Origin of the sequence: Chryseobacterium sp. B21-037 (assembly GCF_028570785.1) — a bacterium.
GTDB classification, from domain to species: domain Bacteria; phylum Bacteroidota; class Bacteroidia; order Flavobacteriales; family Weeksellaceae; genus Chryseobacterium; species Chryseobacterium proteolyticum.
Map to the genome: position 1 here is coordinate 2,376,953 of NZ_JALGCB010000001.1, position 23,275 is coordinate 2,400,227.

Consider the following 23,275-nt stretch of genomic DNA (forward strand, 5'->3'; position numbering starts at 1 on the left):
ACTACTATGAAAGAAATAAATATCAAGAATGTCGCAATAACTTTTGCTGTTGCCCTTATCATCTGGTTTATTCCTGAGCCCGATGGTGTTACCGCAGATGCGTGGCACCTTTTTGCCATTTTCGCGGCAACAATTTTAGGAATCATTCTAAAAGCAGCTCCTATGGGAACCATGTGTATGATGGCTATCGGATTCACTGCACTAACCCAGGTAATTGCACCGGGTGATGCGGGAAAATCAATCACTAAAGCACTCTCCGGTTTTGGAGATAAAGTGATATGGCTGATTGGGATCTCATTTTTTATTGCACGGGGATTTATAAAAACCGGCCTGGGAAATCGTATTGCTTTTTTATTCATAAGGATTTTCGGTAAAAGTTCCCTTGGGCTGGCTTATGGTCTGGGATTAGCGGATGTCTGCCTGGCTCCCGCTATCCCTAGTAATACCGCACGGGGAGGAGGTATCATCTACCCTATTATGAAATCCATGGCTATCAGTTTTGATTCTGTTCCGGAAAAACCGGAAACCCACAGAAAGCTAGGGGCATTCTTAACGCTGAACAGCTATTATATGAACCTGATCGCTTCCTCTATGTTCTTAACAGGAACCGCCAGTAATCCGATGTGTCAGAAATTTGCAGCCAATCTGGGCATCAACATCACTTGGATGTCATGGGCTGCTGCTGGTTTCCTGCCTGGTTTGGTTGCCTTTTTTGTAGTTCCGTTAGTACTCTATAAATTGTATCCACCGGAATTAAAAAAAACAGGTGACGCTCCTAAAATGGCTGCTCAAAAGCTTAAAGACATGGGGCCTATTTCAAGGAACGAATGGCTGATGCTATTGGCATTCTTCATTTTACTGGCACTCTGGATATTTGGCGGAGCACTTTCAATTGATGCTACTACAACCGCTTTTATAGGATTAACCTTACTGCTTCTGACTTCTGTCCTGACATGGGAAGATGTAAAGTCAGAGAAAGGAGCCTGGGATACCATCGTATGGTTTGCCGTACTGGTTATGATGGCAAGCTCACTGAATGAACTCGGCTTTATCGGATGGTTCAGTGACCTGATCAAAGTGAAAATCGGTGGACTGAGCTGGCAGGTGGCCTTTCCTGTAATTATTGTTGTATACTTTTTCAGCCATTATATTTTCGCCAGTGCTACTGCCCATGTCGCTGCCATGTACGCCGCATTGTTAGGTGTAGGTGTTGCCGTGGGGATACCACCAATGTTACTGGCCATGATGCTCGGTTTTCTGGGTTCTATTTATGGGGTACTTACGCATTATGGCCACGGTCCTGCTCCGGTATTTTTCGGAAGCGGCTATGTAGAGCTGAAAGCCTGGTGGCTTCGCGGTTTGGAAATAGGAATCGTACTTCTTATTATCTACATGGTAGTAGGTGGCTTATGGATGAAAGTATTGGGATATTATTAAAAATAAAAAAACAAAAATTATGCTGTCTACCTTGTCAAGAAAAATGCTGATGTGCCTCACAGGATTGTTTCTGAGTTTTTTCTTGCTGATCCATTTCCTGGGAAATCTTCAGCTGTTCCTGCCGCAGGAGCAGGCACATTTGCAATTCAATGCCTATTCTCACTTCCTTTCGGGTAATATTGTAATCAAAATCGTTTCTTATGTCCTGTACGCAAGTATTATTCTTCACGCAGTAGATGGTTTAATCATCACTTTAAAAAACAAAAAATCGGGTGGACGTTATTCTGCCGACAGACGCGGAAGAGCAAGCAAGTGGTATTCCAGGAATATGGGAATATTAGGAACTTTATTACTGATCTTTCTGGTGATCCATTTTCAGAACTTCTGGTATGTATATAAATTCGGTAGTCCGCCATTAGACAATAACGGGAATAAGGATCTTTATATACTTGTGGTGACGGTATTTAAAGAATGGTGGTATGTGATCATTTATGTAATTTCCATGGCTGCCCTATGCTATCATCTTATCCATGGGATCTATAGCGCAGTAAGAACACTGGGACTTTATCATCCGAAGTTTGTAAAATGGTTTAAGACCATAGGAATTGCTTATTCAGTCATAATCAGTGTCGGATTTGCGCTCATGCCTGTTTATGTTTTCTTTACCGCTAATTAAAAATAAAACCGATGAAGTTAGATTCTAAAATACCCCAGGGACCATTAGAACAAAAATGGGCTCAATATAAAAAAACGGCAAAACTCGTTAATCCTGCAAACCGTAAAAAGCTGGATGTTATCGTAGTCGGAACAGGACTGGCAGGAAGTTCCATAGCTGCATCTCTTGGAGAAATGGGCTATAATGTAAAATCATTCTGTTTTCAGGACAGTCCGAGAAGAGCCCACTCCGTAGCAGCTCAGGGAGGAGTAAATGCTGCTAAAAATTATAAAAATGATGGAGACAGCGTGTACAGAATGTTTGTGGATACCCTCAAAGGAGGAGATTTCAGAGCTCGTGAGGCCAATGTATACCGCATGGCTGAATGTTCGTTAAACCTTATTGATCAGGCAGTAGCGCAGGGAGTTCCTTTTGGCAGGGAGTACGGAGGCTACCTCAACAACCGGTCTTTTGGCGGAGTCCAGGTAAGCAGAACATTCTATGCCAGAGGTCAAACTGGTCAGCAATTGCTTCTGGGAGCATATCAGGCATTAATGAGGCAGGTGGGTAAAAATACCGTACAATTGTTTTCCAGACATGAAATGCTGGATCTTGTGCTCATTGATGGCAAGGCAAGAGGAGTTATTGTAAGAAATTTGGATACCGGCGAGATTGAACGGCATTCTGCTCATGCTGTTGTATTAGCCACCGGCGGATATGGTAAAATTTATTACCTCTCCACATTGGCCATGGGATGTAATGGCTCAGCAATCTGGAGAGCCCATAAAAAAGGAGCTTTAATGGCTTCACCAAGTTGGATACAGGTTCACCCGACATCATTGCCCCAATCCGGAGATTATCAATCCAAGCTGACCCTGATGTCCGAATCTCTCCGGAATGATGGAAGGATATGGGTTCCTTTAAAAGATAATGAAACCAGATCTCCAAATGATATTCCTGAGGATGAACGAGATTATTATCTGGAAAGGCGGTACCCTGCTTTTGGCAATCTGGCACCAAGGGATATTTCCTCCCGGGCTGCTAAAGAAAGAATTGATGCCGGATTCGGTATCGGACCTCTTAAAAATGCAGTATATCTTGATTTTTCCAAAGCAATTAAGGAACAGGGCAAAGAAAAAATTAAGGAAAAATATGGAAACCTGTTCGATATGTATTTAAAAATAACCGGATATGATGCTTACAAAGAACCCATGATGATCTCTCCTTCTGCCCACTTTTCTATGGGCGGATTATGGGTAGATTATGAGCTCATGACAACCATTCCGGGGCTGTTTGCTCTGGGAGAAGCCAATTTTGCAGATCATGGAGCCAACAGACTGGGGGCCAATTCCCTTCTTCAGGCTTCCGTAGATGGCTATTTCATTGCTCCGTATACGATCGCAAATTATCTTTCCAATGAAATCCATACCGGAAAAATATCAACCGATAACCTGGCATTTGAGAATGCGGAAAATGCCGTTAAGCAACAGATTGAACACCTTATCAATATCAAAGGGAACAAAACCGTTGATTACTATCATAAAACCCTGGGCAAGCTGCTTTATGATTATTGTGGGTTAGCAAGAAATGAAGCAGGCCTGAAATATGCCATTGAAGAAATAAAAAAACTGAAAGCAGAATTTTATAAAAACGTAAGAGTTTCCGGTGATGAAAACCACATGAATACAGAATTGGAAAAAGCCGGACGTGTTGCAGATTATTTTGAAATCGGTGAACTGATGTGCTACGATGCCCTCACCCGAAACGAATCTTGTGGAGCCCATTTCCGTGAAGAATATCAGACTCCCGATGGAGAAGCCCTGAGAAATGATTCTGAATTTCAGTTTATTTCTGCCTGGGCATGGAAAGGTGAAAATCAGGAACCTGAATTAATTAAAGAACCGCTTGTATTTGAAGAAATACAACCCACTGTAAGAAGTTATAAATAAAAAAAGAAATTATGGATTTACATCTTAAAATATGGAGACAGAAAGACAGAAGCACGGAAGGAAAGCTCGTAAATTATGATTTAAAAGATCTCAATTCCCAAATGTCTTTTCTCGAAATGCTCGATACACTTAATGAAAAGCTGATCGTAGAAGGAGAAGAACCGGTAGAATTCGATCATGACTGTCGTGAAGGTATTTGCGGACAATGTGGAATCATGATCAATGGCTTGGCACACGGTCCCTTAGAAAACACGACCACATGCCAGCTCCACCTGCGTTCTTTTAAAGACGGAGAAACTATTGTTATAGAACCTTTCCGGGCGGAAGCATTTCCGGTAAAAAGAGATCTAAAAGTTGACCGCTCGGCTTTTGACAGAATTATTTCTTCGGGAGGTTTTGTTTCCGTGAATACGGGACAGGCTCCGGATGCCACGGCCATTGCAGTTACTCACCAGATTGCCGAAGAAGCTTTTGATTCCGCGGCCTGTATCGGATGCGGAGCTTGTGTAGCCACTTGTAAAAATGCGAGTGCAGCATTGTTTACCTCTGCAAAAATAAGCCATATGGTACTTCTTCCCCAGGGAAAAGAAGAAAGGAGCGAACGGGTGATTAAAATGGTTCAGCAGATGGATAAAGAATTATTCGGTCATTGCTCCAACACAGAAGCTTGTGAAGTGGAATGCCCTCAGGGAATATCAGTTCTTAATATCGCGCGTATGAACTATGAATACAGCAGGGCTTTATTTTTCAGAAAAAAGTAAATAAAAAAAGCAAAAGGACAAAAAGGTGAATTTTCTTTTTCGTTATTCTACCCTTTTGCCCTTTTACACCTTATGTTTTAACTTCCTTAGACTTCCTTATCAAAGTACAGCATATAATACTTTCCTTTTTCATCCTGTCCCTGTTCCAGCATCTTCCGGTCACCATGAATGTAGATATGAAAATTTTTATCTAATTTGATAATGCTTTTAAAATGTCGTTGTGTCTTTTTTACAGCCGCTTCACTGATCGGAAATTCTTCAGCAATATTGATCTGCATATCCTGTTCGTAATCTGTTTTAAAGTTAACAAAACTCTCAATCACGTGTTCATCACCAAGTACCTCACTCGCAAAATCATCAAGCTTAAACTCTTCTTTTTCTTTAAAGAAATTGATGGATTTATTCAAAAAGTCAGCCTGATCCGCTTTAGAAACCTCAAATTCCTGCGGAAGCTGCTTGGTAATATAGTCCTTGTACACCATTAAAGCTTCCTGAGTATGGAAATACTCATCATCACGCTGCTTTACTTTAAGAAAATCCTCAAACCAGTAATACATATCACCGTTCTTGTTATTATCCACTACAGATAAAACATATCCGCTTTCTTTGTTATTATTATAGATCAAAGCTGCCTTATCAATTTTTGACAAGCCAATACCCTGATCTTTTTCAAGTCCAAAAGTTTCTTCCTGAGGAAATATCTTTAAGAAAGATTCTCTTTTTTCAGTCTTAAAAATACCTATTTTATCCACTTTCTCATCGCCTTCCCTTTCATCTTCAAAGAAAACAATAAACAATTCTCCTCCCTGCACTCTCGGATTTTCAGCAGCTTCAAAAAGGTGTTTGGCAATATTCTCCGATTCCCATAGAAATTTGGCCTTATCCTCAAAAATTTCTGTTACAGAACTGTAAACAGGATTATTGACAAGATAAGTATCACTGTAAAACTGGTACGTTTCTTCTGTTTTAAAAGAACCTAGAAAGTAATCTTCCAGCATTTCTGCCATCCCTTCTTCCAACTGCAGCTCTTCCTGGGAAAGTGTTAAAGACTCACCGTTAATCTTATTTCCTACTCTGTGTACTATAATTTTTGAAAACATTTTTGATTTTTATGGATTGCAAAGATATTAATAATATCAAATACCGGACAGCATTTCATTCTGATAATAACCTTATCATTTTGAATGGTTTTCTGGCTGTATAAACATCAGCAATATCAGTTCAATAAATTGATATACAGCATATTAAAATAAAAACATTTTCAAAGGAACACATTTGGCATCACCATTCTCAAAACATAAAAAATGGACTTAAAAACCTTAAACAGAATAGACCGGCTGCGAAGATTAAAAAGCAAAGGACCGAAAACCCCGAAATGGATGAAGCCTTATCACTTGCTATTCATAGCATTTCTTGTACTCTTTATTTTCGGAGGATTTATCAGATTTTTAGAACAAAACCATTATTAAATAAATATGAATTACTTACAGGCCGTTCAGGAAATTACAGAAGTTATTCCTGATATACAGTACGAGTTGGATGAGCACAAAACACAAAGTTCTTATTATGCCATGAGCACTTTTACAGATCATATCAAGCGAATGATTCGTCAAAATGAAAGGACACTCCTTTTTAAAAGTTTAAAAAAGATGAGTAACATCTATAAAAACGGAGATGCTATGCTTAAGAATGCTATAGAATGTACTTTTATTTATTCCCTCGATAATGTCACTATCCTTTGTAATGAAGAATACCGGAAAGCAATCTTTAGCCACATGTCCAGGGATTTGCAAAAAATATATGCCAAGCAGATTTACAATCATGGCATATAATGACAGCATTTATCATCAGAAAAAGAATCCTTTTGTCACTTTAAGGAGATTTTCCGTGGAAAACGGTTGATAAAAACCGGCCATCTTATTTTTTTATTACATTTTTCAGGTATTTCATTACACAATTATCATCACTATGAAGACAAAAATCAGAAAACAATTCGACTGGAAACAGTGGAAAGAAGCGAATTCCAGACACAATATCGAAATATTGGCAACTCATATTGCTTTAATAATCGGAGTATTTATTGTTGCATCATACTTATAAGTTTGGTATAATTTTGGCGGCAATAAAAGTGTTTGAAAAATAAAATATTATTTATGATGAACGAGCCAATGCAAACTATTAATGAAGAGACAGCTGTAGAGTATTTAAAATTTTTCTATCCCACTCTTAGAAGTGAAATTACTCAATTATCAATGCAAAAAAATTTCGCCGGTATTATTCAATCCACGGTAAATTACTTGAAGAACCTCTTACGGGAATCCAAGATTAATATTATCGGCCATCATATCAAATTGATGGAAGGAATTTACCGTAATGCGGATACTTATGTTAAAGATATTATCGAAAATCTTTTCGTAAGATCATTTGAAAGCTTTAAAAAGCATACTAAAATACAACACTGGAATGCGATCTTTCAGTATATGCCGGTTAATTTCCAGGAAATTTACCTGGAACAGCAGAAAAAAGATCAGATATTTTTTGGTAAAAAATAAATAGCAAAATGCCCCGGAATCGAAAGATTCCGGGGCATTTTTATTGGATGATATCAATCTCTTTACTGATCTTTTTTCTTCACGAAAACTTTTTGAATGGTTTCAAGTTCTTGTCTGTTCAATTTTGTAGTTTTTTCAAGTTTCGCTAAAAAAACATCTACTTCCTCCGGAGTTGCTGGGGATCCCAGATTTTCTCCTTTGTCATTAAAAGAATCTGTAAGAACCTCACCTTTAGAATTCAATACCAACCAAAAAGGAAGGCCTGCATTCTCACCTTTATATTGATTCATCATTGCCTCGCCTCCGGGATTTTCAAGAACTTTCTTTTCACCTCTTTCCTGTACATCCACATAGGCCGTAACATAGTTTTTATCAAACAAAGGCTTTGTTTCCGGAAGATTCATATTCTTTTCCATCAGTTTACACCATTGGCACCATGACGCATGGAATACAAGAAGTACATTTTTATTTTCCTTTTTAGCATCTGTAAGAGCTTTGTTAAGGACTACATCTGCTTTTTCCTGCGCAAATCCCAACTGAAATAAAAGTACAGTAAACACCAGGATTATTTTAGAATATTTCATTTCAATATTTTTTTAAGTTAATACAACACGAATTTAGGTAATTTATCAGGAATTTATAATAATAAAATATAAAATCAAAAAACTGCTGGTTTTCCGTCTGGTATCTATATATATTTGCACTATTATTTTAACACTGTTTCATCCACTGAAATACGTCGGAAGACAATCAAAGGTTCTTTTTTCCTTACAATGTCCAATGTGTTCTGAACTAAAAAAGTGAGCAGTATATAAAAGAGAATCAGGATTGAGACAAATGCAATTCCATGCTGTCTGTATCCAAAAATCCCTTTTCCCCATGAAATCAATATCCATTGTATCATATACATGGAGGTGAGGTTTTTACTGCAATATTTTAAAACTTTCATCCATGTATTTTCCTTTGCCTTACTTGTCAGTCTGAAAATAGCCCAAAGAAATATCAGCGTCCATCCTGCAAAATAAATTACACCTCCAGGCCCCATATGATAAAAACCATTGTAGTGATAATTCCCATACATAAAAACCAAAGGAGCACCTAAGGCAATAAATATAAGCCCGACGCAGAGCATATTTTTAAACAATTGCGGCCCGTTATAATTCAGCTCCTGAAACCATTTCCCAAAAAACATTCCGATAATAATAAAAGACATCCATGGAAAAACAGGAAAATACACATAAGCAGGAAAATCATTATTAAAAAGAAGATCCAGAATATAGTTAACGACGGGAAAATTAATATGAATACCGCTTACTTCTCTTGATACAAGGGCCACCAAAAGACCTATCGCAAGGATACCATATTTATTCTTCACATATTTCCTGATAAATCCTACAAAAAGGAGAGACATTCCTGCCAGTTGCAAGATATCCCCCAGCAGTGCCAGATATAGATATTGCTGCTCTATCGGACCATGCCATCCATATTTTTCGATAAAATGTGCAGGAGCAAAACCTAAAATTACGGGAACAATGAACTTCATAAAATTCATAAAAAAGCTGCTAATAAAAGTAAACCTCCCCGTTTGATGGCACTTGTTAAACTTTGATGGCTGGAAGTCATGAATGTGATTCCCATACAAATCAGAAAAATAGAAGTTCCTCTTCCTAAAAAGACAATAAAACTTCCAATTGCCGTATCTGATTGTGATTTCACATTGGCAAATATGAGTAAGGTATGAATGATAATCATCCCTATTACACTCATTCCTTTTATCAGGTCCAATGTTAAGATTCTTTTGTTGAGTTGTTCCATAGTTCTGTTTTAATTCAATAGATATAGTTGATAATCAAACTGTTTTAGTTTGTTAAAATTTAATTTTTATTAATTCTAAATAAAAACAAATATACTTATTTAAAATAAATAATCAAGTTCCATGATCAATTTCATCGGTATTTTATCCAATGGTTTATTAATATTATTTCCCGCTTATTTTTTACTTTAACTTTTTTGTAATTTAGATGAATGCATTTCCGGGCTCATGCTGCTTACATTAGAGAATAAACAAAATGATTGATATAAAAAAATACTCAGATCAAAAGGGACACCCTGAACCTAGGCGTGTCATTAGGTATACGCTGTTCTGGTGCAAGAGCGGGCATGCTGAAATTCTGATTGACGAGCATTTTTTTATTCTGGAAGCCAATCAAACCGTAACCATTACCTCAGGACAATTTCATCAGTTAAAATCTGTTGAAGGCGAATTAACGGCTCTTGAATTCACGCTTGATTTTTTCAGTAAAAGCGACAGCGATATAGAGCTCATTTTCCATAACGGACTGTTCTGCCATTTCGGTATGAATGAAAAGATCACGATACACCGTCCGGACTTCTTTACAGAAACACTTAAACAGATTGAAGATGAAATAAATGAAAAGCCTTATCAATATCTCATTTCTACCCATTCATTGGTTGAATTATTGTTAATAGAAATCAATCGCAGTAAAATTGCAAATGGTGATGAGATCTGGAAACCTGATGCTTTATTTTTAAAGTTTCTGGAAAATGTCCGCCGTAATTTTTCGCAGAACTATCCGGTATCCTATTTTGCCGATATTCTGGGGACTACAGAAGCAAAGCTCAATGAGGTCTCTAAATTGCACACCAATAAAACAGCACTGAACGTCATCTACAGTCTTATTATTTCCGAATCTAAAAGATTATTGCTCTACGAAAAGCTCACGGTTAAAGAGATCGCTTATCAGTTGGGATTCAATGATCCTTTTTACTTTTCAAACTTCTTTAAAAAGCATACTTCCTTATCTCCCAAGGATTATCAAAAGGCAGTGAAAAACTAAATCTTATATGCTTTTCCCGGGATTGTCTATTCTTTAGCTACGAGTCATTCGCGAAATTTGTACTTATAATTCAACCAATAAAATAATGAGTATGAAAGCGAGACAGGACATAGCTGTTTTTCTATTAAGAATAGCCCTTGCTACCGGATTTTTATCCGCTACTGCCAGCAGATTGGGACTTTGGGGAAACCGGTCTTCGGGATGGATAAATTTTGTAAACTATACCGCAGAAACCAATTCATTCTTACCCCGGTCATTAGCACCATTCATTGCAACGGCATCAACTATTATAGAGTTGTCGCTCGGTATTTTATTATTGGTGGGATACCAAATCCATAAAGCAGCTTTATTTGCATCATTCCTCACTTTATTATTTGCTTTAGCAATGTCTTTTTCTTTTGGACTTAAAGAGCCTTTGGATTATTCAGTATTTGCATTCAGTGCCGGAGCATTTTTACTCAGTACTTTTCCACATTATAAGTGGACCCTTGAAGATCTTTTGAATCAATAACAATTAAAAATAAATTACAATGAACACTAACATTCACGATTACATCGTAAAAACAGAACAAAAAGAATGGCAACCTTTAATTGAAAAAGGAATTCACTATGAAGGCATTTTCGTTAAATCTCTGAAATTTGATCCTGAAAAGAACAGATCAACCACAATTCTTTTAAAATTTGAACCGGGAGCAAGCTATCCTTATCACAATCATCCGGCAGGAGAAGAATTGTTTATTATGGAAGGAGATGCTATTATTGCCGGAGCACGTTTGGAAAAAGGAGATTATTTGTATACACCTCCTAACTTTAAACACTCTGTAAAATCAGAAAACGGATGTCTGATCTTCTTTATGATCCCTGAAGAGGTTGAAATTCTTTAAAAGACAACTCCTCTATTATAAAAAAACCGCAGTAAAAAAATCTTTTACTGCGGTTATATTATTAAAGGTAAGTATATACTTACAACTTATTATTTCACTTCTTCTAATATAATATGATCTAACAACCAGTTAGTTACATTTAAATGATACAAATATGGTACAAATTTAATAATATATTTTCTAGACAAGATAATAGTAAGTTCTTTCTTGATATATAAATTTGATTTACTATTTAATTTTAATAAAATATTATAAGGATTCTATTGTTTTTAATTTTTTTTGTTGTTTCATCATTATTACGGAAAGCCGTAATATTTAAAGTTTATAATTTGTAAATTGCGTTATAAACTAGAAACCGTTAATGAATGTTATTTTTCAACAGATAGACGCTGGTCATCGATCTTATCACGGCATATCCTTGGATGAAAATGAATGTCGCGAACACTTAAAAACAAGTGTAAAGGACAATTTACTTGATCGGGAGGAGTGGCATGATTCGCTTGCTCGCCTTAGAGCTCTCCAAGAAGAAACGGGATTTGCTGCCAACGCGGACTTAATAGCCGATATTCAAAGTTTACTTGACGAACAAATGGAATTAAAACAATTTCGCATTGGTGAGGCTTATGCTGAAATCATGCTTGAACAAGAGTTTGTCTGTAGATTTCATTGGAATGAAAATCGCGATGCGAGAAATCCCAAAGGAAATAAAACCGGAGCAGATTTAGTCGGATTCACAGAGATTGATGGACAAGTAGTTTTTCTTTTTGGAGAAGTCAAAACCTCGTCTGAGACAGCTAACCGCCCTCCGCAAGTCATGACGTATGCGGATGGCATCGAAAAGCAGTTAAGTGAACTTTATAGTAATCGAAATAAAAGGTTTATACTTATTTCTTACCTCAAAAATAAAATGCGACACTATCCGGATGGACATCCTTTCAAAATAGACTTTGATGCAAGTGAGCGTAGTTATTATTCCGGACCATCTAATTTTCAGCTTTATGGAGTATTGGTACGAGATATTGAATCAGATATTAGAGATGTATCAATAAGTTATGACAGGTTAAAAAATCATATTTTGGAACCGAATGGGATCAAGCTTTTAGCATTATATTTGCCGATTCGTAAAGAAGAGTGGGAAACCATTATAAAAGAATAAAAGAATGAGTATCAATTTAAAATATAGCTATTTAGAAAAGGCATATCCAGATATGCTTGAATCTATTGGCGTGCTCATTCAGCAAACAAAACTTTCTGCTCGTTTTACTGATACTGGAATGAGCGAGGAAAACTCACACCGCTTATCCATTGCTAAAGAGTTATGCGAATTGAGAATTATCGAAATTTGGGATGAAAGAACAGACAATGTTGAATTCAAAGCATTATGTTCTACTTATCTTGACATAGCTAGCCAACTTCCTATTTCAAATGAAGATGAGTATTTTATCTACGAGCAGTTTAAGCTAATTTCTTTCGGCTATTTAGGTGAACATTGGCATTTTGTAAAGCAGTATTTAAAGAAAAACATTGAAGTATTCAACGCTTTAGAAGCAGACTCAAACTGGAGTCTGAGAATCTTGACATTATCTTTTAAAGCATTAGTGCATTTGGTAAAAAAAGATTCATGGCATGAAATAAATCTTGGTGTAACTTATATAAACCAACTGAGAGAAGAGCAAGCGGAATTTGAAAATTCTTTTTTAAACGAAATAAATGAAGAGGGGCGTGGTTATGGAGCAGCTGAATTAGTCTCTTTATATCATTTTGCAAAAAATGTTGAAATTCTGGCAAAATATTTATTGGAAGGTCGCCCACTCGAACCTGAGACAGAAATTCGATATCACCTAAATTTTGCAAGAGAATTTGCTCAAAAATCGGGAAACATTAGCTTAAATCTTTTATATCAATTTTTTGATGCTTTCGCTCAAAAAATTATAAGAAATACAATATGGTATACAACTCGTGGAATTAATAATTGGGTTACGAGATTTAATAATTACATCTCTCGAAAAGAGGATCATGGTTTATTCGAACTATTATATCCTCAGAGGGAGTCTATTATTGAAGGAGGGCTGTTAAATCCAGCGCATCGAGCGGTGGTAATTAATCTACCAACTTCTAGTGGAAAAACCCTAATAGCTGAGTACAAAATCCTCCAAGCGCTAAATCAATTCAAGGCACAAGGAGGCTGGGTAGCTTACCTGGCACCTACGAAAGCTTTAGTAAATCAAGTTTTCAATCAATTAAAGAGAGATCTTGGATCAATCGGAATAAAAGTTGAAAAAGCAAGTGGCGCAATAGATTTAGATGGCTTTGAACAGCATTTAGTCGAGGAGAATGGAAATCATACGGATTTTGACATTCTAGTTACAACATACGAGAAAATGAACCTTTTGATTCGTCAAGGGCTTGGTACTTCAGCTGAGAGATCATTGGTACTTACAGTTGTTGATGAAGCACATAATATAGAGGAGTCATCTAGAGGTTTAAATTTAGAGTTTTTACTTTCAACTATTAAAAATGACTGTGAGGAAGCTAACTTCCTGTTAATGACTCCAGACATTGCCAATTCTGCAGAAATCTCTTCTTGGCTTGCTGGTGACCGAGGCCATGTCATCAATCTAGAATTAGACTGGTGGCAGCCTAATGAAAGAGTTGTAGGAGCAGTAGAAGTTAAAGGTCAAGGCAGGAATTATGATATAACACTACGGCCACTACATACTGATAAGGGTACTTATGAAATTGGAGAAACCATACAAATGGTTGAATACGTAAATGCCAGTTTAACTAAAACACAAGTTACGGGATCAAAGTCAAGAATTTCCTCTTCTCTTGCATTAGGTATTCTTGATGTTAGTGCCCCCATTATTATTTTAGCTTCTAGTCCAAGCGAAACTTATAATATAGCAGAGAAACTGTATAATGATTCTCCTGCTATTGATGAGGAAGACGAAGATGTAGATTTGCTACTGCGACTCGTTAAGAGCGAATTAGGAGAAGACTTTCCGCTTGCCAGATATTTAGAAAAAAGAATTGCAGTTCATAGTTCAGCACTTCCTGATGATATAAGGTTTCTTATTGAAGACTTAATGGCTAATGAGAAGCTTCAGGTAATTATTGCCACTACAACGATAGCTCAGGGCATAAATTTTCCTGTTTCGGCAGTTATAGTAGGATCATATAACTATCCTTTTTCGGGGGCTATGCCAGTTCGAGACTTTTGGAATCTTGCAGGTAGAGTTGGCAGAGCTGGTCAAGAAAGCATGGGCTGGGTGGGAATGGCTGTTAGAAATGAAAGAGATCTTATTGAGGTGACGAACTATGTTCAAAAAGCATCTGATGAACTTCATTCTCAGTTGGTGAATGCCATCGATGTCGCATTGAGATACGCAGATGCAGACTTTGATAGATGGCTATATTTTGATGAACGTTGGTCTGCAATATTGCAGTTCATATCTCATTTGAGAAAACAGACTACTCAGCGAGAAACATTTTTAGCTCAGCTTGAACTTAAACTTCAAAGCACATTTGGTTATAGTCAGTTATCCCAAGATAAAAAAGTATTTCTACGTGATCATTTGCGGAGATATGCTTCAAATTTAAGCCTTGCAGAAGCAAATCTCGCAGATTCTACAGGCTTTTCATCTGTCTCTGTGCGACAGATGATTGGAAGGCTTAGAGGAAGTGAAATTACAGCTAATGACTGGAACAAAACTCAACTCTTTTCTGAACAAAATCAGACGATGCAAAAACTTGTTGGGATTATGCTTAACACCTATGAAATAAGAAAATCAATGGATGAACTCAATGGTGGCGAACAAGTTCTTGACAAAACATCGATTGCAAGATTAGTAATAGATTGGGTTAATGGAAAAAATATGTCATCTATAGCTTCTCGCCTTTATCCTGGTGAAGATTCAACTACTGCAATACAAAAAGCGACAAAAGCTCTATATAAGGTTGTTGCCAATTCTGCAACTTGGGGATTGGCCGCTTTGCAAAAAATGCCTACAAGTGGTTTGGATTGGGAAAATATGTCTGAAATAGATAAGAAAAAGATGGCTAATTTGCCAGCTTATCTTCATTATGGAGTTAATACCGACGAAGGCGTATTGATGAGAAAAAATAATGTCCCCAGAAGTATTGCTAAAAAGCTAGGTGAACTTTACCAAGCCAGCGTCGGGGGTAATATTTTTAATCAACCTTCTGATTCAGTCGGCACTTGGTTAAGTACCCAAACAATCCATGTTTGGAATGAAGCTAAGCCTCTAGATTCTTCTTTATCCGGAGAAGATTATAAAAAGGTTTGGAAAAAACTAAATGGCTTATAGTATGACTGTGATTAAAGTATTGAACACTATTGTCATATACAGAATTCTTAAGTACGTTCCAGTTTCGGGAAATATCTGAATTCCTATAAAAGGTCTTATGAAAATTATCTTTTTCACTATACATTTTCAATGACGCAGTTTAATAATATAGATCGAATAGGTATCAATAAAGTTGAGTCTATAATTCTTTCAGCCTTCGGCTGGATTCCACGAACAATTCTACAATCAGATGTTGGTATTGACATGGAAGTAGAGATTGTTGATAATAAAAAAGCGACTGGGCAATTATTTGTTCTGCAAATTAAAACAGGAGAAAGTTATTTCGATGAAGAAAAGGGCGACTGTATAATATACAGAGGTGATATTAATCATTATAACTATTGGACAAACCACTCTTTACCTGTCTTTATTGTTTTATGTAATCCCTACACTGATATTGTAATCTTTGAACAGATTATAAACGAAAACTGTGAACTATTGTCAAAAGGTTTTAAAATATCCATTCCTAAAACTAATATCTTAGACTCATCGAATATTGATAAATTTAGCACAATTAAAAATGAATCAAGTTATAACAAACGACTTCAAAGGTTAATTATCCAAAAAGAATTAATCAACAAAGTTAAAGAAGGAAGGCGTATTATGATTGAGATCGAAGACTGGTGCAATAAGCTTGGATATGGTATGAGTTCCAAAATTTTTGAAATAGATGAAAATGATGATGAAATAGAAATATCAAACTCCGAATCAAATTCCATCGGCTATATTGAGCAGCTAGCTCTTATATATCCTTGGTCTGAGTTCATCGTCGATGATGATTTTTATTATGATGATGAATATGATTCTTTCATGGAAAATTATGGAATTTGGGATCCAGAAGATAAATGCTATGTTGGAGCTCGTGAGAATTTTCGTGATGTACGGCCACCTGCAAACGAAATAAGACCAGTTAATACTGGCGGAGGTGAAATCAATTTGTATCGATTAGAATTTACCCTTAATGAAATTGGAGAAAGTTTTATTCATTTGGATAAATATTTAGATGAATCAATACAGTTGAAATTAAGATTACGATAGCCTTGATTTAATATTAAAAATGAATCTTTAAAACTTCAATATGGATAAAAAAAGACTTGTAATCAAAGGCACGATTCTGATCGGTCCTCAAAGTTTTAAGGTAGGTGAAGATATTTTTTCATCAGTACTTCTATCCGTAATGTCCTCCTGGTATTATTCAACTTACTCGAGTGCCGGTGAGCCTTTAAGAGATTATTCGGAACAAGAATTAAGAGAATTTGGTAAAATTAGATTAGCACTCAATGGCTATACTAATGACCTTCATAATATATCTATTAATTACGGGTTATTTAAGGAAATTAATAATAATACCGAGATTGGTATTTATAAAGGTAATATTTATTAAGAGTCTATATTTGAGAATATTTTTACTAACCTAAGAAGTTTGTATGATTTCTTCTATCACTTTATTAAAATTTGTCTTAACGAAAAACAGCTTAAACAATATCCAGTAACAGATTCTATAAACAGTTTGGTAACCTATGCTAAAAAACCAAATAATATCAACAAATTACCATCTGAAATAATGAAATATTTGGAATATATTGAATCGGATTTAAACGATATAAAAAAAATTAGAGACAGTATTATTCACAAAGGAAAAGATATTATGCTCACTAGAGATTCAGGAAAACTCTACATGAGAATGCCAATCAAAGACTTATTTTCCGAAGACAATTTACTTCCAAATATTTTAGAAGAGGAAAATCTTAATTATGATGTTGAAAAATATCTTAGTAAAATTGTCAAAACAACCTTTAAGAACATGGAAATATTAGGTGAAATTATTTACTCAGAAATCTGTAATAATGAAAATTATAAATGGGGACTTTATGCTATCAGTAATTACTGTATAGACGATTTTAATGATTTTCTAATTTTAAAGAATTTTGATTAATCTCTGATCAAACAGTTTCATTTACAAAAAACAGTTATCTCATTTCGAATTGCAAGATAACTGTTTTTTAAAAAAATAAGATTCAATCCCCAATAATTATGAGCTACTTATTTCAAATGTAGAATTTTAAGTAAACTTTCTCCTAACTGCATTAGTTTTGGAATTTTATCGTGAAATTCAACCGGAAGAACAGCTATGTTTTTCCAGTCATTGGTTCTCTTACCAATATCTAGAATATAATCGTGGACTTTTCTTAAAGTACTTTTAGACTTTTCCTGCTCAGGTTGTGTCTGCTCTTCTGATAAAGATGTTAAATCAGCAAGACCTTCTGTAAAAATTTCCTTCCATTCTTCATTATCAGTTTTGAGCTGTTCAAATTCTTCTAATATCTCTTTTGCCTTGTTAAAATCATTATTATTTGAATACACATTTAATGTATTGCCTGTTCCCCCAAATTGAGAATTCTTAAAATCACCTCCGTTAAAATTAAAAGTATCACCCATAAATATTGTTTTTGGTATATTGTCGTTTTTTATATTGTCTAAATAGGTTTTCGCCTCTTTAAATGTAAATGGCTTTGAAATCGACGCATAATATGATAATTGAGAATCATCTATTAACATATTAACATAAAAGAACTTATCATCATCATCAGAAATTTTTGATTTTAAATTATAAAGTATACTTTGAATGGCTTTATAACCTTTTTCCGTATCTGATAAGCTTGAAATTAAAGCTTTAAGAAGGTTTTGAGAATGATGAAAATCAAAAGTATCTTTCTTTAAAGTTTCATCATATACAATCTCAAAAATCTCTACCAAAATAGGTAATTCGTCTAAACGTCTATAGTTAGAGATATCTTTAATATTATAATCATCCCTGTAGTCATTCCTTACAGTCTGGCTGAAAGCACGAAGTAATTCCAAATATGTTAATAAAGTACCTTCTGCATTGCAATGAAAAAGAACATTTAAAGCATCCGAAGCAAAGCTAAAAGGGTCTTTTTTTTCAACAAGATATTGATTAGCAATGTCCAAAACAAAATTTTCATTGATCTTTTTCTCCATCATTACTTCAACAGCTTTCCAACACAAGTAAGAATCAATTTCTGTACAGCATTTTTCCAGAAAAACTATCTGTTCTGCTTTAGGTATTAAATCTATATATTTCGACAGAAAATCTTTTTGTGAATATATGAACCTGTCGTTTAAAAAATTCTCTTCAATTACATCATAAGTTTCTTCCAGTTTATTTTCTATGGCATATTCGATATGATCTTTTAACGAACCTGAATCCAACACCTGATTGTTTAGATTGTAAGCTACTTGTTCATTAAACAGCTTAAGATTATCGACCCTCTCTTTAACATATTCCATAGTACCTTCGGCATTACTAAAAATATTGCAATATCTTAATGTCTTTAAATAAAAATCCTGCGAATACTGTATATTATACTTTTTATCAAAAAAGTATAACAATTTTAGTAATCGATAACCATTGAAAAGACCTAAATTTCCATCACTTTTAATATTGATTACTTTATTAAACTTAAATTCTTCAGAGAATTTAAGCACATGAGTTTTTTATATATGAAATATGCTCTTCTTTTACTTCAAAACCCTCACTTTCTCTGTCTTTGATTTTATCTTTTATCTGGAAAAGCAGAAAATAATCATTATCAACATATTTAATCACATCTTCCTTAGTCTTGCTTTCGGTATTTCTTACAGAAGCTGCAATCGCTTTAAAAACTGAATATTGAATCCCATGAACATCCTCGTCTATATACCATCTCCATTCAATATCATGAATTATATTCCATGTCATGTCTTCGATATTATTTTTATCGAAAACTTCTGCCACTTTCAAAGCCATAGCTTTTTTTATCGAAAAGAATCTCAAAATTATTTTGGACGAGTTCCCGTCTCTTCTCCTCCTCTTCAGCCATCTGTTTTCCATTTGGTAAATCATCCGGAAATTCATATCCAGCTTCTTTGAAGACTTTTTCAAAGTAATATCCCAACTCAAATGAGCTTCCAAAATACCTATGTCGCAAGTAGTTAATATCTGTAGATTTCTGAATTTTCAGCTCCTTACTTTTATATTTTTCTAATAAGAAATCAACGCACATTTTATTAGTAAACAGACTTAGCAGAAGAAAATTTTTATCAGAAAGCCCATACGTATTCACGATATATCTAAAAGCATTGATCTCTTTAGGCGTACGATTAATTATTTCAACTAAAATATTATCCTTTCTATAGATGAAGCTATCCTCAGGTCGTAAAAAAGCATCAATTATTCTGAATAAAAAGTCGTCTTCTTTATTAACAAATAGTAGAATTTTTTCTATAAGTTTTTCTCTGAAATCTTTGTTGTAGAAATCAGAGAGCTTTAAATCAAATTTGGAATTAAAAATTACATTTAATACTGCTAAAAAACTCTCGGGATTCTTAATTTTTAAGATTATTTTTTCTAAAAGATATTTAGTTCCACGCATCGTATTGTCTTTAATTCTTTCAGATCTAATCTCATAAAGCTTATATAGTGAATTGATGAAAATATCAAAATGTTCGTCTGCATTATGAAAGTCAGCAATCATTCCAATAATCTGATGATTAATTTCTGGTGAAAATTCGTCGCAGAAATGTTTTGCTATTTCCTTAAATAAATCATTATCGTTTTTATGAAAACCTTTTGATCGGAATGACCTTAGAGCTTCATCTTGATATCTTCCTCCAGAAAATATCAGATCTTTAAATAAATCCTTAATTTCAGTATCTCTACTATTTGAATTGGTAAAAGAAAGAACATCTAACGCTGAAATAACACTTCGAAAATGATCATTTTTTTTAATAATTTCTATCAAAAAATCAATATCTGCAAATTCAGCTATTTTGTCAATTGAAAACCTTCTATCTTTTCCAAACCAAAATGTTTTTTCTACAGCAATCTCTTTAAAGTATCTTCTAAATATCAGCTCCTGTGTAGTGTCACTGAGCCTACCCTTTTCTGCTAAAAATAAAATTTCAGGTTCATTTTCTTGAAGCCAGTCTTGTATGATGGACAGCTTATCATCCTCAACAATATTCAGTAAAAACGTGATTGTGTTAAACAATGACGGTTTAGTCACATTTTCTTCAGGAGTAATTTTAATAAGTGAAATAATCTGTTCAGCACTAAACTCTGCCAAGAGTTTGGCAGAAAAAAACTCTTGATAGTTCTTGTGTCTAAAAGTATAGTTCTCAGAATTCGGTAGCTTTTCTATAAATGATATCTGCTCAAAAGTAGATTTATCATCCTTACCTAAAAGTTCATATACATGATCTTCTGAAATATAATTTTGCTGCATTAATTCACTCGTGAAAGCGACTTTTTTAAGACATTCCTTGACGTGAGGAATAACGATTTCGTCCCTTTTCTTGAGCTTATCTTTAGTTAGCTTTTTTAATTCATTTTCAATAAATAAATCCCATGATTCTGCTTGAGTTTCAGGATAAGATCCTTTATCTTCGTAGAATTCACAAAATAAATTTAAGTTAAATGGGTTTTCTAAATAGACTCTGAATTTGTTCAGTTCAGCGTTATTTAATAGTTTAGAAATACGTTTTTCCAGTATGTTATTGATCTGCCTGTCTGTCAATCCATCAAGATAGAAGTATTTAAACCCTGAAATATTAATTAAATATTTTTCATAAATATTTGTTCTGCAGCTAATAACAACATTTATATTCTTATCCTCATTCCTACTTAGAAAGCTTTCCAACTCTGAAATAAAATCTTGAATAGCAGCAATTTCATCCAGTCCGTCAAGGATAAAGGTTATGCATGGAAGTTCTTCCCATTTTTTAAAATGAATTGAATCTTCAAATCTTGAAACTGTGCGAAAGTTTTTCAGATCAATTCTAAACGGAAAATTTAAATCGTCTTCCTTCTTTACCTCTAAAAGATTAAATAAAATATTAAGTTCGGTTGACTTGCCTATTCCTGGTTTTCCAAGTAAAACAACTCTGTTATTTTGGGCTAAAATATCTGAAAGAGTATCTTTGCTCTGCTCATCAACAAGCTTAATTTCTGAATTACTTTCTGGTGTTTTTATATATCGTTGTTCGTAAAACATTGTATTTCTTATTCAAGGTGTTAAATTTAATCTATTATAATCAAGCGGAAAGTCAAATTAATACGTTCTTTCATTTTTACTGTTGATTTGGCAATTCGACGTTCCCAGCTTTCCTGTAAATCACCTTTCATGATTTTATAATCGTGTTATCTGTTTTCATTAATGTTGTTTGCTGATCATACATTTACACTTACCACAGATCATCTTTATCAAAAATAGCAGTTTTACTATTAAATATAAATAACTTAAATTGATAGTGGACGATTAGTATTTTGATTTATTACATTGAAAAATAGAGTTGCCTAAAAATATTTCGGAGGTTCGGCTTTATTATATATTTTTATAATTATTAATAAAAGTTATTAACCATGTATTTATTTAATAGAAATCATCTACAACAATTTGATATTATTCTAGTAAGATTTCCGGAAGTTGAAGAAAGTAATAGGATTAGAGAAAACTGCGGTTCGCAGTATAGTCATGCCATCATATATTTAGGCAATGGATCTTTTGTTGAGGGAAATGATCCTACCGTCTGCTTATTCTCATATCACCGATATTATTTTCAAGACTTGGAAAATGTCAAAGTACTCAGATTATCAGAAGAATTAGCAACTGGGTTCGATTCTGAATTAGCTGAAAAAGTGTTAAGAGGTCTATCGAATTGCAACTACTCGCGACGTCTGCTTTTGTATACAAGAAACCGAAACATAGACCAAAGTATTATAGACAACTTTCATGAAAACTTTAAGTGGAATGGTGGGATTGTATGTACATCTTTAATAGGTCTGCCATTGTACGCTGGCGGTATTGACCTTTCCAATACAAACGAACCCTATTATATAGATTTCTCGAATATCGAATCGTTCCAATCATTTGAGGACGTAACGAAATTAGTACTTGAAGAAACTGATTCGGTAACAGCTGATACATACGACTATATCAGTATGTGTCCAACAAATACAAACCTAGAAAAGCAGGGAGAGGCTATTTACGAATTGAATCGATTTGTTGAAAGTACATTTCGCAACTTAAATAAAAATTATGAACTATTACAAAATACACAACTTAAGGTTGAAGATTTACAGTTTTCAACTTGGGAAGATATAGTCCCAGTTTTGATGAAAATATATTTGACCGATGAGGGTCAAACAATTGACATAGAAATGTCGGAGCTTCTTTTATCAACAAAATATAATCTACTTTGGTTTGAAGAGGTACATAGTAAGAAAGAACAATTCTTTCCATATTACTACTTTCCATTTAATAGATTTTTAAGAGAAGACTTAGAATTTATGAAAGAGACTTTGAGTGTAACATTAGATCGCAATTCTGCCAACGAGGATGTTTACTTTCAAAACTTTACCAATTGTCCATGCAGAACTTTACACATATTACTAGACATGTATCGTTCTTTCTCAGATCTTATCAGATCCACTTTAACCCAGTATGAACAGTTAATTATCAACTATGAACAATTACCTAAAAATCATATAGACAATCAACTATAGGACAAAGAAATAAAATTGCTTAGCTGAAAAAACCTGCAATTGCAGGTTTTTTTGGTTTAAAATAGATCTGTCTAATAATTATTAACCAATACGACAAGAAATTTAGTAATTACACAAACATTATCAATTAAAACGTAAGTAGATAGGTAACAAAAAGCGGGATAAAACAAAATCCTACCCGCTTGTATTAGCTCAAAAGAATTTTATATTACATTATCGGACATATTCAGATACATTAACAAGTA

Annotated in this window: 24 protein-coding genes; 17 read left to right on the forward strand and 7 right to left on the reverse strand. The window is 34.5% G+C overall.

The genetic code is table 11. The annotated features are described in order from the left end of the window. The first annotated feature begins 6 nt into the window (after positions 1 to 6). Genes MTQ00_RS10405 through MTQ00_RS10420 form a run of 4 tightly spaced genes read left to right on the forward strand, consistent with a single transcriptional unit; the run spans position 7 to position 4,802 of the window. The gene (locus MTQ00_RS10405; protein WP_273648830.1) at positions 7 to 1,437 is read left to right on the forward strand and encodes an anion permease; all 1,431 of its coding nucleotides are present in this window, start codon (positions 7 to 9) and stop codon (positions 1,435 to 1,437) included. 19 nt (positions 1,438 to 1,456) lie between these two features. Continuing rightward, positions 1,457 to 2,113, forward strand: a complete 657-nt coding sequence (locus MTQ00_RS10410; protein ID WP_273648831.1) for a succinate dehydrogenase cytochrome b subunit — start codon at positions 1,457 to 1,459, stop codon at positions 2,111 to 2,113. 11 nt (positions 2,114 to 2,124) lie between these two features. Next, the gene (locus MTQ00_RS10415) at positions 2,125 to 4,041 is read left to right on the forward strand and encodes a fumarate reductase/succinate dehydrogenase flavoprotein subunit (protein ID WP_273648833.1); all 1,917 of its coding nucleotides are present in this window, start codon (positions 2,125 to 2,127) and stop codon (positions 4,039 to 4,041) included. 11 nt (positions 4,042 to 4,052) lie between these two features. Continuing rightward, positions 4,053 to 4,802 (forward strand): succinate dehydrogenase/fumarate reductase iron-sulfur subunit, encoded by a 750-nt coding sequence (locus tag MTQ00_RS10420; protein ID WP_273648835.1) that lies wholly within the window; start codon positions 4,053 to 4,055, stop codon positions 4,800 to 4,802. A gap of 86 nt (positions 4,803 to 4,888) precedes the next feature. Here MTQ00_RS10420 and MTQ00_RS10425 read toward each other — a convergent pair whose 3' ends face one another. Beyond that, positions 4,889 to 5,902, reverse strand: a complete 1,014-nt coding sequence (locus MTQ00_RS10425) for a nucleoid-associated protein (protein ID WP_172279874.1) — start codon at positions 5,900 to 5,902, stop codon at positions 4,889 to 4,891. A 204-nt stretch (positions 5,903 to 6,106) separates the two neighbouring features. On the opposite strand from MTQ00_RS10425, the gene MTQ00_RS10430 reads away from it, so the two are divergent. From MTQ00_RS10430 to MTQ00_RS10445, 4 genes are all read left to right on the forward strand, one after another. Beyond that, positions 6,107 to 6,271, forward strand: a complete 165-nt coding sequence (locus MTQ00_RS10430) for a hypothetical protein (protein ID WP_273648836.1) — start codon at positions 6,107 to 6,109, stop codon at positions 6,269 to 6,271. A gap of 6 nt (positions 6,272 to 6,277) precedes the next feature. Next, on the forward strand, positions 6,278 to 6,634 hold the full coding sequence (locus MTQ00_RS10435; protein WP_172279875.1) for a DUF7674 family protein: 357 nt from the start codon (positions 6,278 to 6,280) through the stop codon (positions 6,632 to 6,634). A gap of 136 nt (positions 6,635 to 6,770) precedes the next feature. After that, on the forward strand, positions 6,771 to 6,902 hold the full coding sequence (locus tag MTQ00_RS10440) for a hypothetical protein (protein ID WP_262888816.1): 132 nt from the start codon (positions 6,771 to 6,773) through the stop codon (positions 6,900 to 6,902). Positions 6,903 to 6,955: 53 nt separating this feature from the next. Continuing rightward, a complete protein-coding gene (locus tag MTQ00_RS10445) occupies positions 6,956 to 7,354 on the forward strand; it encodes a DUF7674 family protein (protein WP_172279876.1) in 399 nt (132 codons plus the stop codon). Positions 7,355 to 7,416: 62 nt separating this feature from the next. Here MTQ00_RS10445 and MTQ00_RS10450 read toward each other — a convergent pair whose 3' ends face one another. The 3 genes from MTQ00_RS10450 to MTQ00_RS10460 form a co-directional block, all read right to left on the reverse strand. Then, complete coding sequence (locus tag MTQ00_RS10450; protein WP_172279877.1) at positions 7,417 to 7,938, reverse strand: thioredoxin family protein; 522 nt, start codon at positions 7,936 to 7,938, stop codon at positions 7,417 to 7,419. Between the two features lie 122 nt (positions 7,939 to 8,060). After that, positions 8,061 to 8,897, reverse strand: a complete 837-nt coding sequence (locus MTQ00_RS10455) for an acyltransferase family protein (protein WP_273648838.1) — start codon at positions 8,895 to 8,897, stop codon at positions 8,061 to 8,063. Between the two features lie 5 nt (positions 8,898 to 8,902). Continuing rightward, complete coding sequence (locus MTQ00_RS10460; protein WP_273648840.1) at positions 8,903 to 9,169, reverse strand: heparan-alpha-glucosaminide N-acetyltransferase domain-containing protein; 267 nt, start codon at positions 9,167 to 9,169, stop codon at positions 8,903 to 8,905. A gap of 254 nt (positions 9,170 to 9,423) precedes the next feature. On the opposite strand from MTQ00_RS10460, the gene MTQ00_RS10465 reads away from it, so the two are divergent. From MTQ00_RS10465 to MTQ00_RS10500, 8 genes are all read left to right on the forward strand, one after another. Beyond that, complete coding sequence (locus MTQ00_RS10465; protein ID WP_273648842.1) at positions 9,424 to 10,212, forward strand: helix-turn-helix domain-containing protein; 789 nt, start codon at positions 9,424 to 9,426, stop codon at positions 10,210 to 10,212. Between the two features lie 91 nt (positions 10,213 to 10,303). Then, positions 10,304 to 10,723 carry a DoxX family membrane protein gene (locus MTQ00_RS10470; protein WP_273648844.1) on the forward strand — a complete coding sequence of 140 codons (420 nt, stop codon included), beginning with the start codon at positions 10,304 to 10,306 and terminating at the stop codon, positions 10,721 to 10,723. A 19-nt stretch (positions 10,724 to 10,742) separates the two neighbouring features. Next, positions 10,743 to 11,096 carry a cupin domain-containing protein gene (locus MTQ00_RS10475; RefSeq protein WP_273648846.1) on the forward strand — a complete coding sequence of 118 codons (354 nt, stop codon included), beginning with the start codon at positions 10,743 to 10,745 and terminating at the stop codon, positions 11,094 to 11,096. Positions 11,097 to 11,457: 361 nt separating this feature from the next. After that, positions 11,458 to 12,252: a hypothetical protein gene (locus tag MTQ00_RS10480; RefSeq protein ID WP_273648848.1), complete on the forward strand. Its 795-nt coding sequence runs from the start codon at positions 11,458 to 11,460 to the stop codon at positions 12,250 to 12,252. A 4-nt stretch (positions 12,253 to 12,256) separates the two neighbouring features. Continuing rightward, on the forward strand, positions 12,257 to 15,424 hold the full coding sequence (locus tag MTQ00_RS10485; protein WP_273648850.1) for a DEAD/DEAH box helicase: 3,168 nt from the start codon (positions 12,257 to 12,259) through the stop codon (positions 15,422 to 15,424). 129 nt (positions 15,425 to 15,553) lie between these two features. Next, on the forward strand, positions 15,554 to 16,501 hold the full coding sequence (locus MTQ00_RS10490) for a DUF4365 domain-containing protein (protein ID WP_273648851.1): 948 nt from the start codon (positions 15,554 to 15,556) through the stop codon (positions 16,499 to 16,501). A 40-nt stretch (positions 16,502 to 16,541) separates the two neighbouring features. After that, positions 16,542 to 16,847, forward strand: coding sequence for a hypothetical protein (locus MTQ00_RS10495; protein ID WP_273648853.1), 306 nt, complete (start codon positions 16,542 to 16,544; stop codon positions 16,845 to 16,847). Positions 16,848 to 16,886: 39 nt separating this feature from the next. Then, positions 16,887 to 17,399, forward strand: a complete 513-nt coding sequence (locus MTQ00_RS10500) for a hypothetical protein (RefSeq protein ID WP_273648854.1) — start codon at positions 16,887 to 16,889, stop codon at positions 17,397 to 17,399. Positions 17,400 to 17,506: 107 nt separating this feature from the next. Here the strand turns inward: MTQ00_RS10500 and MTQ00_RS10505 are convergent, their stop codons facing one another. The 3 genes from MTQ00_RS10505 to MTQ00_RS10515 are packed head-to-tail and all read right to left on the reverse strand — an operon-like array spanning position 17,507 to position 21,519. Further along, complete coding sequence (locus tag MTQ00_RS10505) at positions 17,507 to 18,973, reverse strand: hypothetical protein (protein WP_273648856.1); 1,467 nt, start codon at positions 18,971 to 18,973, stop codon at positions 17,507 to 17,509. Continuing rightward, a complete protein-coding gene (locus MTQ00_RS10510) occupies positions 18,966 to 19,274 on the reverse strand; it encodes a hypothetical protein (protein WP_273648858.1) in 309 nt (102 codons plus the stop codon). The genes MTQ00_RS10505 and MTQ00_RS10510 overlap by 8 nt, the downstream gene beginning before the upstream one ends. Next, the gene (locus MTQ00_RS10515) at positions 19,243 to 21,519 is read right to left on the reverse strand and encodes an NACHT domain-containing protein (protein ID WP_273648859.1); all 2,277 of its coding nucleotides are present in this window, start codon (positions 21,517 to 21,519) and stop codon (positions 19,243 to 19,245) included. Before MTQ00_RS10515 ends, MTQ00_RS10510 begins: the two co-directional genes overlap by 32 nt. 368 nt (positions 21,520 to 21,887) lie before the next feature. Between MTQ00_RS10515 and MTQ00_RS10520 the strand changes: the two genes are divergently transcribed. After that, positions 21,888 to 23,030: a hypothetical protein gene (locus MTQ00_RS10520; protein ID WP_273648861.1), complete on the forward strand. Its 1,143-nt coding sequence runs from the start codon at positions 21,888 to 21,890 to the stop codon at positions 23,028 to 23,030. Positions 23,031 to 23,275 lie beyond the last annotated feature (245 nt).

Bases quoted from the DNA above. Each gene is read 5' to 3' on its own strand.
- MTQ00_RS10425 (WP_172279874.1), bottom strand. From the start codon at position 5,902: ATGTTTTCAAAAATTATAGTACACAGAGTAGGAAATAAGATTAACGGT.
- MTQ00_RS10455 (WP_273648838.1), bottom strand. From the start codon at position 8,897: ATGAAGTTCATTGTTCCCGTAATTTTAGGTTTTGCTCCTGCACATTTT.
- MTQ00_RS10440 (WP_262888816.1), top strand. From the start codon at position 6,771: ATGAAGACAAAAATCAGAAAACAATTCGACTGGAAACAGTGGAAAGAA.
- MTQ00_RS10430 (WP_273648836.1), top strand. From the start codon at position 6,107: ATGGACTTAAAAACCTTAAACAGAATAGACCGGCTGCGAAGATTAAAA.
- MTQ00_RS10405 (WP_273648830.1), top strand. From the start codon at position 7: ATGAAAGAAATAAATATCAAGAATGTCGCAATAACTTTTGCTGTTGCC.
- MTQ00_RS10450 (WP_172279877.1), bottom strand. From the start codon at position 7,938: ATGAAATATTCTAAAATAATCCTGGTGTTTACTGTACTTTTATTTCAG.
- MTQ00_RS10480 (WP_273648848.1), top strand. From the start codon at position 11,458: ATGAATGTTATTTTTCAACAGATAGACGCTGGTCATCGATCTTATCAC.
- MTQ00_RS10490 (WP_273648851.1), top strand. From the start codon at position 15,554: ATGACGCAGTTTAATAATATAGATCGAATAGGTATCAATAAAGTTGAG.
- MTQ00_RS10445 (WP_172279876.1), top strand. From the start codon at position 6,956: ATGATGAACGAGCCAATGCAAACTATTAATGAAGAGACAGCTGTAGAG.
- MTQ00_RS10435 (WP_172279875.1), top strand. From the start codon at position 6,278: ATGAATTACTTACAGGCCGTTCAGGAAATTACAGAAGTTATTCCTGAT.
- MTQ00_RS10415 (WP_273648833.1), top strand. From the start codon at position 2,125: ATGAAGTTAGATTCTAAAATACCCCAGGGACCATTAGAACAAAAATGG.
- MTQ00_RS10495 (WP_273648853.1), top strand. From the start codon at position 16,542: ATGGATAAAAAAAGACTTGTAATCAAAGGCACGATTCTGATCGGTCCT.
- MTQ00_RS10465 (WP_273648842.1), top strand. From the start codon at position 9,424: ATGATTGATATAAAAAAATACTCAGATCAAAAGGGACACCCTGAACCT.
- MTQ00_RS10470 (WP_273648844.1), top strand. From the start codon at position 10,304: ATGAAAGCGAGACAGGACATAGCTGTTTTTCTATTAAGAATAGCCCTT.
- MTQ00_RS10475 (WP_273648846.1), top strand. From the start codon at position 10,743: ATGAACACTAACATTCACGATTACATCGTAAAAACAGAACAAAAAGAA.
- MTQ00_RS10520 (WP_273648861.1), top strand. From the start codon at position 21,888: ATGTATTTATTTAATAGAAATCATCTACAACAATTTGATATTATTCTA.
- MTQ00_RS10485 (WP_273648850.1), top strand. From the start codon at position 12,257: ATGAGTATCAATTTAAAATATAGCTATTTAGAAAAGGCATATCCAGAT.
- MTQ00_RS10460 (WP_273648840.1), bottom strand. From the start codon at position 9,169: ATGGAACAACTCAACAAAAGAATCTTAACATTGGACCTGATAAAAGGA.
- MTQ00_RS10510 (WP_273648858.1), bottom strand. From the start codon at position 19,274: ATGGCTTTGAAAGTGGCAGAAGTTTTCGATAAAAATAATATCGAAGAC.
- MTQ00_RS10410 (WP_273648831.1), top strand. From the start codon at position 1,457: ATGCTGTCTACCTTGTCAAGAAAAATGCTGATGTGCCTCACAGGATTG.
- MTQ00_RS10515 (WP_273648859.1), bottom strand. From the start codon at position 21,519: ATGTTTTACGAACAACGATATATAAAAACACCAGAAAGTAATTCAGAA.
- MTQ00_RS10420 (WP_273648835.1), top strand. From the start codon at position 4,053: ATGGATTTACATCTTAAAATATGGAGACAGAAAGACAGAAGCACGGAA.